This window comes from Streptomyces sp. 7-21 (genome assembly GCF_016741785.1).
Lineage (GTDB): Bacteria > Actinomycetota > Actinomycetes > Streptomycetales > Streptomycetaceae > Streptomyces.
In genome coordinates, this window is sequence record NZ_JAERRL010000001.1 from 306799 (window position 1) to 319972 (window position 13174).

The 13174-nt window shown below is 74.3% G+C and carries 12 protein-coding genes; 6 read left to right on the forward strand and 6 right to left on the reverse strand.

Going from position 1 to position 13174, the window contains the following annotated elements:
* Positions 1–8: 8 nt before the first annotated feature.
* The 4 genes from JK356_RS01495 to mce all read right to left on the reverse strand — a co-directional run bounded on the left by JK356_RS01495 (position 9) and on the right by mce (position 6192).
* A complete protein-coding gene (locus JK356_RS01495; RefSeq protein ID WP_201865597.1) occupies positions 9–944 on the reverse strand; it encodes an ATP-binding cassette domain-containing protein in 936 nt (311 codons plus the stop codon).
* 91 nt (positions 945–1035) lie between these two features.
* Positions 1036–1986, reverse strand: a complete 951-nt coding sequence (locus JK356_RS01500) for a cellulose-binding protein (RefSeq protein WP_201865598.1) — start codon at positions 1984–1986, stop codon at positions 1036–1038.
* A gap of 247 nt (positions 1987–2233) precedes the next feature.
* Positions 2234–5578, reverse strand: coding sequence for a hypothetical protein (locus JK356_RS01505; protein ID WP_201865599.1), 3345 nt, complete (start codon positions 5576–5578; stop codon positions 2234–2236).
* Between the two features lie 146 nt (positions 5579–5724).
* Positions 5725–6192, reverse strand: coding sequence for a methylmalonyl-CoA epimerase (gene mce, locus JK356_RS01510; RefSeq protein WP_201865600.1), 468 nt, complete (start codon positions 6190–6192; stop codon positions 5725–5727).
* Between the two features lie 171 nt (positions 6193–6363).
* On the opposite strand from mce, the gene JK356_RS01515 reads away from it, so the two are divergent.
* Together JK356_RS01515 and meaB are read left to right on the forward strand one after the other, a co-directional pair.
* Entirely contained in the window at positions 6364–7539 is a 1176-nt protein-coding gene (locus tag JK356_RS01515; RefSeq protein ID WP_201865728.1) for an acetyl-CoA C-acetyltransferase, read from the forward strand.
* A gap of 51 nt (positions 7540–7590) precedes the next feature.
* A complete protein-coding gene (gene meaB / locus JK356_RS01520) occupies positions 7591–8550 on the forward strand; it encodes a methylmalonyl Co-A mutase-associated GTPase MeaB (protein WP_201865601.1) in 960 nt (319 codons plus the stop codon).
* A 21-nt stretch (positions 8551–8571) separates the two neighbouring features.
* On the opposite strand, the gene JK356_RS01525 is transcribed toward meaB, so the two are convergent.
* On the reverse strand, positions 8572–9291 hold the full coding sequence (locus JK356_RS01525; RefSeq protein WP_201865602.1) for a PepSY domain-containing protein: 720 nt from the start codon (positions 9289–9291) through the stop codon (positions 8572–8574).
* Positions 9292–9407: 116 nt separating this feature from the next.
* Between JK356_RS01525 and JK356_RS01530 the strand changes: the two genes are divergently transcribed.
* Together JK356_RS01530 and JK356_RS01535 are read left to right on the forward strand one after the other, a co-directional pair.
* Positions 9408–10073: a response regulator transcription factor gene (locus JK356_RS01530; RefSeq protein ID WP_201865603.1), complete on the forward strand. Its 666-nt coding sequence runs from the start codon at positions 9408–9410 to the stop codon at positions 10071–10073.
* The gene (locus JK356_RS01535) at positions 10066–11589 is read left to right on the forward strand and encodes a cell wall metabolism sensor histidine kinase WalK (RefSeq protein ID WP_201865604.1); all 1524 of its coding nucleotides are present in this window, start codon (positions 10066–10068) and stop codon (positions 11587–11589) included. The genes JK356_RS01530 and JK356_RS01535 overlap by 8 nt, the downstream gene beginning before the upstream one ends.
* Before the next feature lie 25 nt (positions 11590–11614).
* Here JK356_RS01535 and JK356_RS01540 read toward each other — a convergent pair whose 3' ends face one another.
* Positions 11615–12091 (reverse strand): MarR family winged helix-turn-helix transcriptional regulator, encoded by a 477-nt coding sequence (locus tag JK356_RS01540; protein ID WP_201865605.1) that lies wholly within the window; start codon positions 12089–12091, stop codon positions 11615–11617.
* A 95-nt stretch (positions 12092–12186) separates the two neighbouring features.
* Here JK356_RS01540 and JK356_RS01545 point away from each other — a divergent pair, with 95 nt between their 5' ends.
* Both JK356_RS01545 and JK356_RS01550 read left to right on the forward strand, forming a co-directional pair.
* A complete protein-coding gene (locus JK356_RS01545) occupies positions 12187–12540 on the forward strand; it encodes a DUF3817 domain-containing protein (RefSeq protein WP_201865606.1) in 354 nt (117 codons plus the stop codon).
* A gap of 112 nt (positions 12541–12652) precedes the next feature.
* Complete coding sequence (locus tag JK356_RS01550; protein WP_201865607.1) at positions 12653–13162, forward strand: MarR family winged helix-turn-helix transcriptional regulator; 510 nt, start codon at positions 12653–12655, stop codon at positions 13160–13162.
* The last annotated feature ends 12 nt before the right edge of the window (positions 13163–13174 follow it).

Sequence of the window (13174 nt, forward strand, 5' to 3'; positions counted from 1 at the left end):
CGCCACGTTCAGCCACCGTCCCCGGGCCGTGCCTGGTGCGCGTGGTACTCGACCGCGGCCTGCGTCAGCCGCATGAACGCCTCCTCCAGGGAGGCGCGGCGGGGGCTCAGCTCGTGGAGGGCCAGGCCGTGGCCGGCCGCCAGCTCGCCGACGCGGGCCGCCACCTCGCCGCCGCCCTCCACCTCAAGGCCCGGCCCGTCCGCCTCGGGCGCCACGGTCAGGCCCGCTCCGGTGAGCACGTCGCGCAGCCGCTCCCGCTCCGGGGCGCGCACCCGCACGAACGACCGGGCGTTCTCCTCGATGAAGCGCCGCATGGAGGTGTCCGCCAGCAGCCTGCCCTGCCCGATGACGACCAGGTGGTCGGCGGTGAGCGCCATCTCGCTCATCAGGTGGCTGGAGACCAGCACCGTGCGGCCCTCGGCCGCCAGGCGCTTCATGACGTGGCGGATCCAGTGGATGCCCTCGGGGTCGAGCCCGTTGACCGGCTCGTCGAACATCAGGATGCGCGGGTCGCCCAGCAGCGCGCTGGCGATGCCCAGGCGCTGGCCCATCCCCAGCGAGAACGCCTTCGGCCGCTTCTTGGCCACGGCCGTCAGGCCCACCAGGTCCAGCACCTCGCCCACCCGCCGCTCGGGGATGCCGTTGCTCTGCGCCAGCCACAGCAGGTGGTGGTAGGCGGTACGGCCCGGGTGCACGGACCTGGCCTCCAGCAGGGCACCGATGACGCGCAGCGGCTCACGCAGCTCCTCGTACCGCCGGCCGTCGATGCGCACGTCGCCGCTGGTGGGCCGGTCCAGGCCCAGGATCAGCCGCATCGTGGTCGACTTGCCGGCGCCGTTGGGGCCGAGAAAGCCCGTCACCATGCCGGGCCGCACGGCGAACGTGAGGTCCTCCACCGCCGTCCGCGCGCCGTAACGCTTGGTCAGCCCCGACAGCTCGATCACGCCATCGACGCTAGGACGGCGCAGGGGTCGCCGCCCGGTGAGGCGGCCACCCCTGCGCCGTTCGAGTGAAGCAGGTGCCGTACGCGGCGGTTCAGCGGGACTGCTGCGCCGGCACGCCCTTGCCGAGGCCCTCGTCGGAGTCGTCCGAGTCGCCGAGGGAGGCCGCGGCGACCTGGGCGCCGGTCAGCGTGGCCAGCATCTCGCGGACGTTGGTCAGCTGGGCGTTGATGCTGTCGCGGCGGTTGGTCAGCGCCGCCAGCTCGCGCTCGGACTCGCTGCGGATGCGGTCGGCCTTGGCGTTGGCGTCCGCCACGATGTCCTCGGCCTGCCGCTGCGCCGTCTCGACGGTCTGGCGCGCCCGGCGCTCGGCGTCGGTGCGCAGCTTCTCCGCCTCCAGGCGCAGCTGCTCGGCGCGGTGCTCGATCTCCGCCAGCCGCTTCTCGGCCTTGGCCTGCCGCGAGGCGAGGTCACGCTCGGACTGCTCGCGCCGCTTGGCCAGGTTGGTCTCGAAGTCGGCCGCCGCCTGCGCCGCCTTGGCCCGGGTCTCCTCGAAGAGGGAGTCGGCCTCCTCGCGCTTGGCCTGGGCGTCCTTCTCGGCCTCGGCCAGGGCCGCGGCGGCCTCGCCCTTGGCCTTCTCGATGATGCGGGCGCCCTCTTCCTCGGCCTTGGCCTTGCGCTCGGCGGCGTACGCCTCGGCGTCGTTGCGCACCTGCTGGGCCGCGCTCTCGGCGAGCTCGCGGTGCTGCTCGGCCGCGCGGCGAGCCTCCTCCCGCAGATCCTTCGCCTCCTCCTCGGCGAGACGGAGGATCTTCTCGACCCGGGCCCCGAGGCCGGCGTATGACGGTTCGGCATCCGCGATCTGGGCCTGGGCGTTCTGCGACTCGAGGTGCAGCTCCTCGATCCGCTTCTCCAGGGACGAGATACGGGCCAGTGCGCTGTCGCGGTCGGCGATGAGCTTCGAGATGCGGTCGTCCACCTGCTCACGGGCGTAGCCGCGCCGCACGAGATCGAAGCCGAAGGGGGAGGTGGAAGTGTCGCTCATGGGGTTCCTGTCGCTTCAGACGGATGAGTGAGTTTGGTGACCTGGGCCTGGGCGTTCAGCGCTTCGAGGTCGAGCTCCTCAGCTTTGATCAGCCTTCGGGATTTCTCAGACGGGTTCTCAAGCAGGGTCCGCCCTCGGCAGGCAATCCTAGGGGGCGACCGGCGTGTCTTCGAGCGGTTCGCCATTCTGTGTGGAGAATGCTCCCCTGTTTCTTCGCCGAACGGCGGAACGGTGACGTAACCCGGGGTCAGCGGCCGGACTTCTTGGGCCCCTGACGGGACCCGCCCGCGCCCGCTGCCACGGCGCCCTTGTCCCGGGAGCCGTCCTTGGCACCGCCCCCGGAGCCGGCGGCAGACCCGCCGGCCGGCTTGGGTGCCTCGAACGTCTCCAGCGCCTCCAGCACGTCCTGGACACGGGAGATCTCAGCGTTGATGTCCTCGCGGCGGCGGGCGAGCTTCTCCAGCTCACGCTTGCCCTCCTCGACCATCCGCTTGGCCTCCCGTTCGGCGGCGTCCCGCTGCTCCCGCGCCTCCCGCAGGATCTCGGCCCGCTGCCGCTCGGCCTCCTTCAGCAGGCTCTCCGCCTTCTTCACCGCGGAGATACGTACCTTACTCGCCTCGGCGTTGGCTTCCGAGATCGTGGTCTCGGCCGCCGCCCGCGCCTCGGCGCGCTGCTCCTCGGCCGCCTTGACCAGCTTGTCCACGCGCTCGCCCGCGGCCCGCGACAGCTCGGCCGCCTCCCGCCGGGCGCGGTCGTGCAGCTCCTCGATCTCGGCCTCAACGCGGGCGCGGTGCTCCTCGGCGCGCTCCCGGATCGACGCCGCGTCACGCCGCCCCTCTTCCAGCAGCTGGTTGGCGTCGCTGCGGGCGTTCTCGACCAGCTCGCTGCCCGCCTCCTGCGCCTCACTGACGATGCGGCTGGCCTCCTTGCGCGCCGCCGCGACCATGGTGTCGGACTGCTCCTCGGCCGAGGCGGCGATGCGCAGCGCCTCCTCCTGCGCCTTGGAGATCAGCTCGTCCGCCTGCGCAGCGGCCTCGCTCCGCTTGCGCGCCGCCTCGCGCCGCGCCTCGTCCTTGATCTCGTCGGCCTCCGCCCGCGTCCGCTCGGCGGCCTGCTCCGCGGCGGCGCGCAGCCGTTCCGCCTCCGCGATCGCGTCCCTGACGGTGCGTTCGGCCAGCGCGGAGGCGGCCTCCTTCTCCTCGGCGGAGGCCCGCAGCACGCGCTCGGCCTCGCGCTGCGCCTCGGCGCGGCGGGCCGCGATCTCCGCCTCGGCCTCCTCCCGCAGCCCGGCCACGGAGTCCCGCACCTGCTGCGCCTTGTGCTCGGCCGCGGCCACCAGCGTCTCGGCGCGCCGCTCCGCCTCGTCCAGGCGGGCACGGGCCGTGGCCAGCATCTCCTCGCTCTGCTCCCGGGCGCTGGCGCGCTCGCGGTGCGCCTCGTCCCGGGCCTCCGCCAGCAGGCGGTCGCCCTCGGCGCGCAGCCGTGCGGCCTCCTCCTGTGCCGCCGCCAGCGCCTGCGCCGCCTCGTTCGCCGTGCGCTCCGCCGCCGCGGCGGCCTCGGCGCGCACCCGGTCGGCGGCCTCCTGCGCCTCCTCGCGCACCCGGGCCGCCTCGGTGGTGGCCTCGCCGCGCAGCCGGACCGCCTGCTCCTCGCCCTCGGCGCGGAACCGGGCGGCGTCGGCCGCCGCCTCGTCCCGCATCTCCTGGGCGGCGCGTTCGGCCTGCTCTGTCAGCGACTTGATGCGCTCGGCGGCCTCGGCGCGCAGCCGCTCGGTCTCGGCGCTGGCGTCGGCGCGCATCCGGTCCGCCTCGGCGCGGGCCTCGATCAGCGACTCCTCGGCCTGGACGACCCGCTGCTCGGCCTCCTCGCGCAGCCGCGTCAACTCGGCCGTGGCGGCCTCGCGTTCGGCCGTGATGGCCGCCTTGGTCTCCTCGCGCAGCCGCTCGGCCGCCTCCTCGGCCTCCCTGGTGACGCGCTCGGCGTGCTCCGCGGCCTCGTCGCGCGTCTTCTCGGCCTCGGCGCGCGCCTTGCGCAGCGCCTGCTCGGCCTGGTTGCGCAGGGTCGTGGCGCGCTCGATGGCCTCGGTGCGCACCCGCTCGCTCTCGGAGACCGCCGCGGCGCGCGTCTCCTCCGCCTCGGACTTGGCCTGCGCCAGCAGCTCCTCGGCGCTGGCCGCGGCCTCCTCGATCTGCTGCACGGACTCGCGGCGCGCCTCCGCCCGCAGCCGTTCGGCCTCCTCGGCGGCCTCGGCCCGCAGCTGCTCGGCCTCGCCGCGCAGCCGCCGCGCCTCTTCCTGGAGTTCGACGGTCTTGGCCCGGTACTCCTTGGTGTCGTCCTGGGCCGCGCCCTTGAGCTGCTCGGCGACGTCATGCGCCTCGGCGCGCAGCCGGTCGGCCTCCTTCTCGGCCTCGGCGCGCAGCCGTTCGGCCTCCTCCGCGGCGGCCTTCTTCGTGGCCTGGGCCTCCTCGGACGCCTTGTTCAGCACGTCCTCGGCGGTGCGGGCGGCCTCGGCGATCTGGGCGGCGTACTCCTCGGCGGACTTGGTGCGCGCCTCCTCCGTGGCCTCCGCGATCAGCTGCTCGGCGCGGGCACGCGCGTCGGCGAGCACCTGCTCGGCCTCGGCCCGGCGGCTGTCGGCCTCCTCGGTGGCCTCCCCGACCAGACGGGCGATCTCGGCCTTGGCGGTCGCGGTGCGCTGCTCGTACTCGGTCTCAGCCGCCGCCCGCCGCTTCTCGGCCTGCTGGCTGGCCTCGCTGACGAGCCGCTCGGCCTCCTCGCGGGCGGCGCGCAGCGCGGCGTCGGCCTCGGCCTTGCGCTCCTCGGCCTCGCGGACCATGCCGGCCGCCTCGCGGCGGCCCGCCTCCGCCTCCTCCGCCGCGCTGGCGCGCAGCCGCTCGGCGTGATCGGACGCCTCCTGCGCCTGCGCCGAGGCGGCGTTCAGCAGCCGCTCGGCGTCGGCCCTGGCGCGCCGCAGCACGTCCTCGGCCTCGGCACGGGCCGCCTCGGCCTCGGCGGCGGCGCGCTGGCGCGCCTCCTCGGCCAGCCGCTGCGCCTCGGCCCTGGCCTGCGCCAGGGCACGCTCGGACTCGGCGCGGGTGTCCTCCAGCAGCCGCCGGGCCTGCGCCTCGCTGCGGGCGCGCAGCTGCTCGGCCCAGGCGACGTTCTCGTTGACGTGGGATTCCACGGTGGAGCGGCGCTGCGCCAGCTCCTCGTCGAGCTGCTGGCGGCGCCGGACCGCCTCGGCGTGCAGCTCGGCCTCCAGGCGCGCCCGCCGTTCCGACTGCTCCTGGAGCGCGCGCTGGGACCTGATGCGGGCCTCGCGCAGCTCGCGCTCGGCGTCGGCGCGCATCTGGTCTGCCTGCATGTGGGCGTTGCGCAGCAGCTGCTCCGCGTGGGCCGTGGCGTCGCCGTAGGCGGGGCGCAGCGCCAGCGCCCGCCTGGCCTCGTGCAGCTTGGCGCGCAGCACCTCGACCTGGTAGCCCAGGTCGTCGGCGTGATCGACCGCCTTGTCCCGCTCCTTCTTGAGCCGCGCCATCTCGGCTTCGAGTCGCGAGAGGTGGTCGTCAGGCTCGTAGGCGTCGTAGCCCCGCACTGCGCGGTCCCATCCGTCCCCTGGTCGTGGAAATGCTGATCCGTGTGGTGCCTGGCCCGCGAGGGGAACGCCTCGCGGGCGTGTCGGATCACCGGCCGAGCCCGGGACGAGGGCGTGACGACGGCCCATGCCCCGGCTGGGCCACTCTACCGGCCGGGACTGTCCGCGTCAGTGGCCGGAGCCTCGTCCTGGCCGGTCGCGGCGGTGACGATCTCGGTCAGCACGCCGTGGCAGTCTTTCGGGTGGAGGAAGGTGATCCGCGATCCCATCGAGCCGCGGCGCGGGGTGTCGTACAGCACCCGCACGCCCTTGCCGCGCAGCGACGCGGCCTCGCCGTCGACGTCGTCGGTGCCGAAGGCGATGTGGTGGACTCCCTCGCCGTGCTTCGCGAGCCACCGGCCGACCGGCGAGTCCTCGCTGAGGGGCTGGAGGAGCTGGAGGTAGGTCGCGCCGCCGTCGTCGGTACCGTTGATCCGGAGCATGGCCTCGCGCACGCCCTGCTCCTCGTTGGTCTCGGTGTGGGTGACCTCGAAGCCGTACGTCTCGCGGTAGAACGCGACGGTGGCCTCAAGGTCGGCGCAGGCGATGCCCACATGATCGATGCGCGTCAGCATGTCACCAGTGGAGCGCCGGGCGTGAGCGGGCGCAACGTGCCTGCGGTCACATGTGCGCAACGGTGACGCGGGGTAGGACGCTCAGTACGCTGGCGGTGTCCCGCTTAACCTTCGTTAACTCCTGATCCGCGAGGAGTGATCCGCATGACTGCGAGCAACGACGCTTCGCCGGTGATCGTCGCGGGCGCGCGCACGCCCATGGGCCGCCTGCTCGGCTCCCTGGCCCCCTTCTCCGGGGCGGAGCTGGGGGGCTTCGCCATCAGGGCCGCGCTGGAGCGCGCCGGGATCTCCGGCGAGCAGGTGCAGTACGTGATCATGGGTCAGGTGCTCCAGGCCGGGGCGGGGCAGATGCCGGCGCGTCAGGCCGCCGTGCACGCCGGCATCCCGATGACGGTGCCCGCGCTGACCGTCAACAAAGTCTGCCTGTCGGGACTTGACGCCATCGCGCTGGCCGCCCAGCTGATCCGGGCCGGGGAGTTCGACACCGTCGTGGCCGGCGGGCAGGAGTCGATGACCAACGCGCCGCACCTGCTGCCGAAGGCGCGGCAGGGCTACAAGTACGGGGCCGTCGAGGTCCTGGACTCGATGGCGCACGACGGCCTCACCGACGCCTTCGACGGCGTCGCCATGGGCGAGTCCACCGAGCGGCACAACGCGCGGCTCGGCATCGGCCGCGCCGAGCAGGACGCCGTGGCCGCCGCCTCCCACCAGCGGGCCGCGGCCGCCCGGAAGAACGGCGTGTTCGACGAGGAGATCACGCCGGTGGAGATCCCGCGGCGCAAGGGCGACCCGGTCACCCTCGCCGAGGACGAGGGAATCCGCCCGGACACCACCGAGGAGACGCTGGCGCGGCTGCGCCCGGCGTTCGCGCCCGACGGCACCATCACCGCCGGGTCGTCCTCGCAGATCTCCGACGGCGCGGCGGCCGTGGTCGTGATGGCCCGGTGGCGGGCCGAGGAGCTGGGCCTGCCCTGGCTGGCGGAGGTCGGCGCGCACGGCGTCGTCGCGGGGCCGGACAACTCCCTGCACTCGCAGCCCTCGCGGGCCATCGAGCGGGCGCTCGCCCGGGAGTCGCTGTCCGTGGCGGACCTGGACCTGCTCGAGATCAACGAGGCGTTCGCCGCCGTCGCCGTGCAGTCCATGCGCGACCTCGGGGTAGGCCACGAAAGGGTGAACGTCAACGGCGGCGCGATCGCGCTCGGTCACCCGATCGGCGCCTCGGGGGCCCGGATCGTGCTGCACCTCGCCCTGGAGCTGCGGCGGCGCGGCGGCGGGACGGGCGCGGCGGCGCTGTGCGGCGGGGGCGGGCAGGGCGACGCGCTGATCCTGCGGGTGCCCGCGGCGTAGCGGGCGGCCAGAGCGGCGAGAGCGGACCGGCGAGAGCGGGAGTGAGGAGCGGTGACGGACGACGTGCCACGTCTCGTGGCGAAGGCCAGGGAGGGCCATCCCCGGGCAGTGGCGAGGCTGATCTCCCTCGTGGAGAACGCCTCGCCGCGGCTGCGGGAGGTGATGGCCGCGCTCGCCCCGTTCACCGGGCAGGCCCGCGTGATCGGCCTGACGGGCGCGCCGGGGGTGGGGAAGTCGACGGTCACCTCGGCGCTGGTGTCGGCCTACCGGGCGCGCGGGATGCGGGTGGGCGTGCTGGCCGTCGACCCCTCGTCGCCGTTCTCCGGCGGGGCGCTGCTCGGTGACCGGATCAGGATGGGGCAGCACGCCGGCGACGACGGCGTGTACATCCGCTCCATGGCCACGCGCGGCCACCTCGGCGGCCTGGCCTGGGCCGCGCCGCAGGCGGTCAGGGTGCTGGACGCGGCGGGCTGCGACGTCGTGCTGGTGGAGACGGTCGGGGTGGGGCAGTCGGAGGTCGACATCGCCTCCCAGGCCGACACCTCGGTGGTCCTGCTGGCACCCGGCATGGGCGACGGGGTGCAGGCGGCCAAGGCGGGGATCCTGGAGATCGGGGACGTCTTCGTGGTGAACAAGGCGGACCGTGACGGCGCCGACGCCACGGTCCGGGAGCTGCACCACATGCTGGGACTGGGCGAGGCCCGCGCCCCCGGCGACTGGCGGCCGTCGGTGGTCAAGACGGCCGCGGCCAGGGGCGAGGGCGTGGCGGAACTGGCCGAGGCGCTTGACAAGCACCGTGCCTGGCTGGAGGAGCACGGCGTGCTGGCCGAGCGCCGGGCCGCCCGCGCGGCGCGTGAGGTGGAGACCATCGCCGTGACGGCGCTCAGGGAGCGCATCGGTGACCTGCGCGGCGACCGCCGCCTGGGGGCGCTCGCTGAGCGGATCACCGCGGGCGAGCTCGACCCCTACGCGGCGGCGGACGAGCTGGTCCGAGGGCTGACGGAGAGCTGAGCGGGGCCGCGCCGCCCGTTCTCAGCCGTCGTGCCGGTCGTCATCCCGGTCGTCGTCCCGGTCGTCCCGGTCGCCGTCCCGGTCGCCGCTGGTGATCTCGCCCGTGGCCACGTCGACGTGCAGCTCGTACTCCGCGCCGTCCTCGCCGCGCAGCTCCGCCTCCCAGTGAGTTGCGTCATCGTCGAGTTCGAGTTCCCGCAGCGAGGCGGAGGTGTAGTCCTGGGCCAGGGCGATGGCCGCCGCCGCGCTGACGCCGTCGCCGGTCAGGAGCGCGGCGAGCGCGTCCCGGTCGTCATCCCGGTCGTCATCCCAGTCGTCGTCCCAGTCGTCGTCCCGGTCGTCGGCATCGTCGTCCGCCGCGACACCGCTGCCGAGCACCCGCTCGCCGTCCTCGGAGACCGCCACCCAGTGGAAGCGGCCGTCCTCGCCCCAGACACCGACGTCCCAGCCGTTCTCGCCGTCGTCGTCCTCGCGCTCGACGCCGGTCACCACGCCGGGCACCTCGGCCAGGGCCGTCGCCGCCGCCCGCTCCGGGGCGCTGCCGTCCGTGGCGGCCGGGTGGCCGTCGCCGGTGCCGTCCCCGCCCTGCGGCGCGCCGCCGGGCTGGGCGCCCGGGACGCTGGCCGGGGCGGAGATCTCCTCGGTGCCGCCCTCGCTGGAGCCGAGGGCGATGCCCGTCAGGGTGCCGCCGCCGACGACGGCCGCGGCGGTGGCGACGGCGATGATCACGTTGCGCTTCATGGTGCGGGTCCTCCCGAGTCGTTGGGGCAACGGTCACGACGGTGGCTGACCGGAGCTGAAGCGGAGCTGAAGCAACCTGAAGCCGTCTTCAGGAACGCTCTGGGAAGCTGGTCGTCATGCGCGTGCTGATCGTGGAGGATGAACGCCGCCTGGCCCGCTCGCTGGCCCAGGGGCTCACGGCCGAGGGCTTCGCCGTGGACGTGGTCCACAGCGGGACCGACGGCCTGCACCGGGCGACCGAGGGCAGCTACGACCTGATCATCCTCGACATCATGCTCCCGGGCATGAACGGCTACCGGGTCTGCGCCGCCCTGCGCGCCGCCGGTGACGAGACGCCAATCCTGATGCTGACCGCCAAAGACGGCGAGTACGACGAGGCCGAGGGCCTGGACACCGGCGCCGACGATTACCTGACCAAGCCGTTCTCCTACGTGGTGCTCGTCGCCCGGGTCCGCGCCCTGCTGCGCCGCCGCGGCGGGGGAGCGGCACCGAAGCTGACGGTCGGCGACCTGGTGATCGACCGCGGCACGCGCCAGGTGACCAGGGGCGGGGTGGAGACACCGCTGACCGCCAAGGAGTTCACGGTGCTGGAGTACCTGGCCTCCCGCGCCGGCGAGGTCGTCTCCAAGGCCGAGATCCTGGAGCACGGCTGGGACTTCGCGTACGACGGCGACCCCAACATCGTCGAGGTCTACGTCAGCGCGCTCCGCAGGAAGCTGGGCGCGGGCCTGATCGCCACGATCCGCGGTGCCGGGTACCGGCTGGTGGCGCCGCGTGGGTAGCGTCCGGGCGCGCGCGGCCTTCGGCGCCACGGCGGTGGTGGCGTTCGCGCTGATCGCGGCGGGCGTGGCGATGGTGACGATGCTGCGCGCGGACCTGACCGAGCAGGTGCGGCTGCGCGCCGAGGTGGCGGCGCGCGACATCGCCGCCCAGCTGGCCACGGACACCCCGTTCGACGAGCTGCGCCTGGAGGGGCAGGGGCCCGTGCAGGTCGTGGACGAGGAAGGGCGGGTCGTCGCTGTCAGCGAAGGGCTGGAGTCCATCACGGGCACGGCCAGCCGCGAGGTGACCCCCGAGCCGGTGCCCGGGCGGAGCCCCGCGCCGCCCTCGGAGCGCCCGGACGACGACCAGGACGACGACCCGGACGACGACCAGGACGACGACGATCAGGACGACGACCCGGATGACGACGACCCGGATGACGACGACCGGGACGACGACGAGAACGGCGCCGGTGGCTCCCGGATCGTCCCCGGCGAGGTCGGCGAGGACATCGCGACCGTGGAGGGCTCGGCGACCGTGGCCGGGCAGCACGACGAGTACCTGTTCGCCGTGGTGCAGGCCGTCACCACGCGCGGCGAGGAGGTCACCGTCTACGCCGGCGCCCCCCTCGGCGTGGAGCGCACCGCCCTCGACACCGTCCGCACCTCGATGCTCGTCGGTATCCCCGCCCTGCTCGGCGTCGTCGGCCTCGTCACCTGGCTGGTGACGAGGCGCGCGCTGCGCCCGGTCGAAGGCATCCGCCGCGAGATGGCCGCGATCACGCGCTCCGAGGACCTCTCGCGCCGCGTCCCCGTGCCCGTCTCGCAGGACGAGATCGGCCGCCTGGCGCGCACCACCAACGAGACGCTCGCCGCCCTGGAAAGCTCCGTGGAACGCCAGCGCCGCTTCGTCGCCGACGCCTCGCACGAGCTGCGCAGCCCCATCGCCTCGCTCCGCACCCAGCTGGAGGTCGGCGAGGCGCACCCCGAACTGCTGGACGTGTCCGGCGCCGTCAAGGACACCATCCGGCTCCAGGACCTCGCGGCCGATCTGCTGCTGCTGGCCCGCCTCGACGCGGGGGAGCGTCCGCTCGCGCACGCCGTGGACCTGGCCGGGCTGGTCACCGCCGAGCTGGCAGACCGCACCGGGGACCGGATCCGCGTGCGCGCCGACGAGCTGGCGCACGTCACGGTGAACGGCTCGCGTGGCCAGCTCGCGCGCGTCCTGCGGAACCTGCTGGACAACGCCCAGCGCCACGCCCGTTCCCGGGTGCGCGTCACGCTCCGCGAGGACGGCGGCGAGGCCCGGCTGGAGGTCGCCGACGACGGGCCCGGCGTGCCCGAGGCCGACCGGGAGCGGATCTTCGAGCGCTTCGTCCGCCTCGACGACGCCCGCAGCCGGGACGACGGCGGCGCCGGCCTGGGCCTGGCCATCGCGCGGGACGTGGCCACGCGGCACGGGGGTTCGCTGACGGCCGGCCGGGCCCCCGAGGGCGGCGCGCTCTTCGTCCTCCGGCTCCCCGTCGCCGGCGGCTAGGGCGCCGGAGGCGGCGCAGCGGCGGCTACTGGCGCCCGCGTTCGGCGCGCAGGTGCTCGGCCACCGGCTCCAGCGCGCGCCGCAGCGCGGCCAGCTCGCTGGGCGCGAGCAGGTCGATGAAGTGCCGCCGCACGGACGCGACATGGTGCGGGGCCACCTGGAGCATCGTCTCCCAGCCGGCGTCGGTGAGAACGGCGAACAGCCCCCGCCGGTCGGAGTCGCAGTGCTCGCGGCGCACCAGACCCGCGTTCTCCATGCGCGTGATCTGGTGCGAGAGCCTGCTCTTGGACTGGAGCGTGGCCGACGCCAGGTCGGTCATCCGCATGCGGCGCTTCGGCGCCTCGGAGAGGTGGACGAGGATCTCGTAGTCGTGCATGGTCAGCCCGAACGGCTGGAGGTCCCGCCCGAGCTGGTACGTCAGCAGCCTGGTGACGTCCAAGTGCGTGCGCCAGGCGCGCTGTTCCGCCTCGCTCAGCCAGCGGGTGCCCGTGTCCGGTTCCATACCGTGAAGCCTAACCACCCGCCCGGTTGTGCCCGGAACCCCGGTGAACGGGGGGCAGGGAAGCGGCATCCGGGACGGCTGCGACAATCGGGAGCATGGATCTCAGGACCGCGACCGCGCTGCGACGGCTCCGGCTGGTGTCCGCCCCCGAGGCGGTCTCCTTCCTGGTGCTGCTGGTCTGCTCCGTGCTGCGGCGCACTACCGACTTCGACGCCGTGCCGGTGATGGGCGCCGTCCACGGCTTCCTCTTCGTCCTCTATGTGCTGTTCTGGCTCGATGCCTGGAACCGGGCACGCTGGCAGCTGAAGACGGGCGCCTGGTACGTCGTGATGGCCGTGCTGCCCGGCGGCGGCTTCTTCGCGGAGCGGCGGCTGCGCCGTGAGCAGGACAACGCCGTCATCGCCGCCCGCGCCCGCCGCGAGGGCATCGTCAACGCCCGCGAGGTCTAGGCCCGCCGGCGCTCGCGGCGCGCGGGTGTGCGCGGGTGTGCGCGCCCGGTGGGGCGGCCGAACGGTGAGACGCCCGGCCCGTGGCGGCTGACCAGCCGGTAGGGTCGCAGACGTGCCGAAACCGCTCAGCCTTCCGTTCGATCCGATCGCCCGCGCCGACGAGTTGTGGCAGCGGCGCTGGGGTCCCGCGCCGGCGATGGCCGCGATCACCTCGATCATGCGCGCGCACCAGATCCTGCTCGCTGAGGTGGACGCCGTCGTCAAGCCGTACGGCCTGACGTTCGCCCGGTACGAGGCCCTGGTGCTGCTGACCTTCAGCAAGGCCGGCGAGCTGCCCATGTCGAAGATCGGCGAGCGCCTGATGGTCCACCCCACCTCGGTGACCAACACGGTGGACCGCCTGCTGCGCGCCGGATACGTCACCAAGCGGCCCAACCCCAACGACGGCCGCGGCACCCTGGCCGCGATCACCGAGGAGGGGCGCAAGGTCTGCGACGCCGCCACCCGGGACCTGATGGCCATGGACTTCGGCCTGAGCGCCTACGACGAGGAGGAGTGCCGGGAGATCTTCGCGATGCTGCGGCCGCTGCGGGTCGCGGCCCGCGACTTCGAGGACGACTGAGCCCGGGGCGCG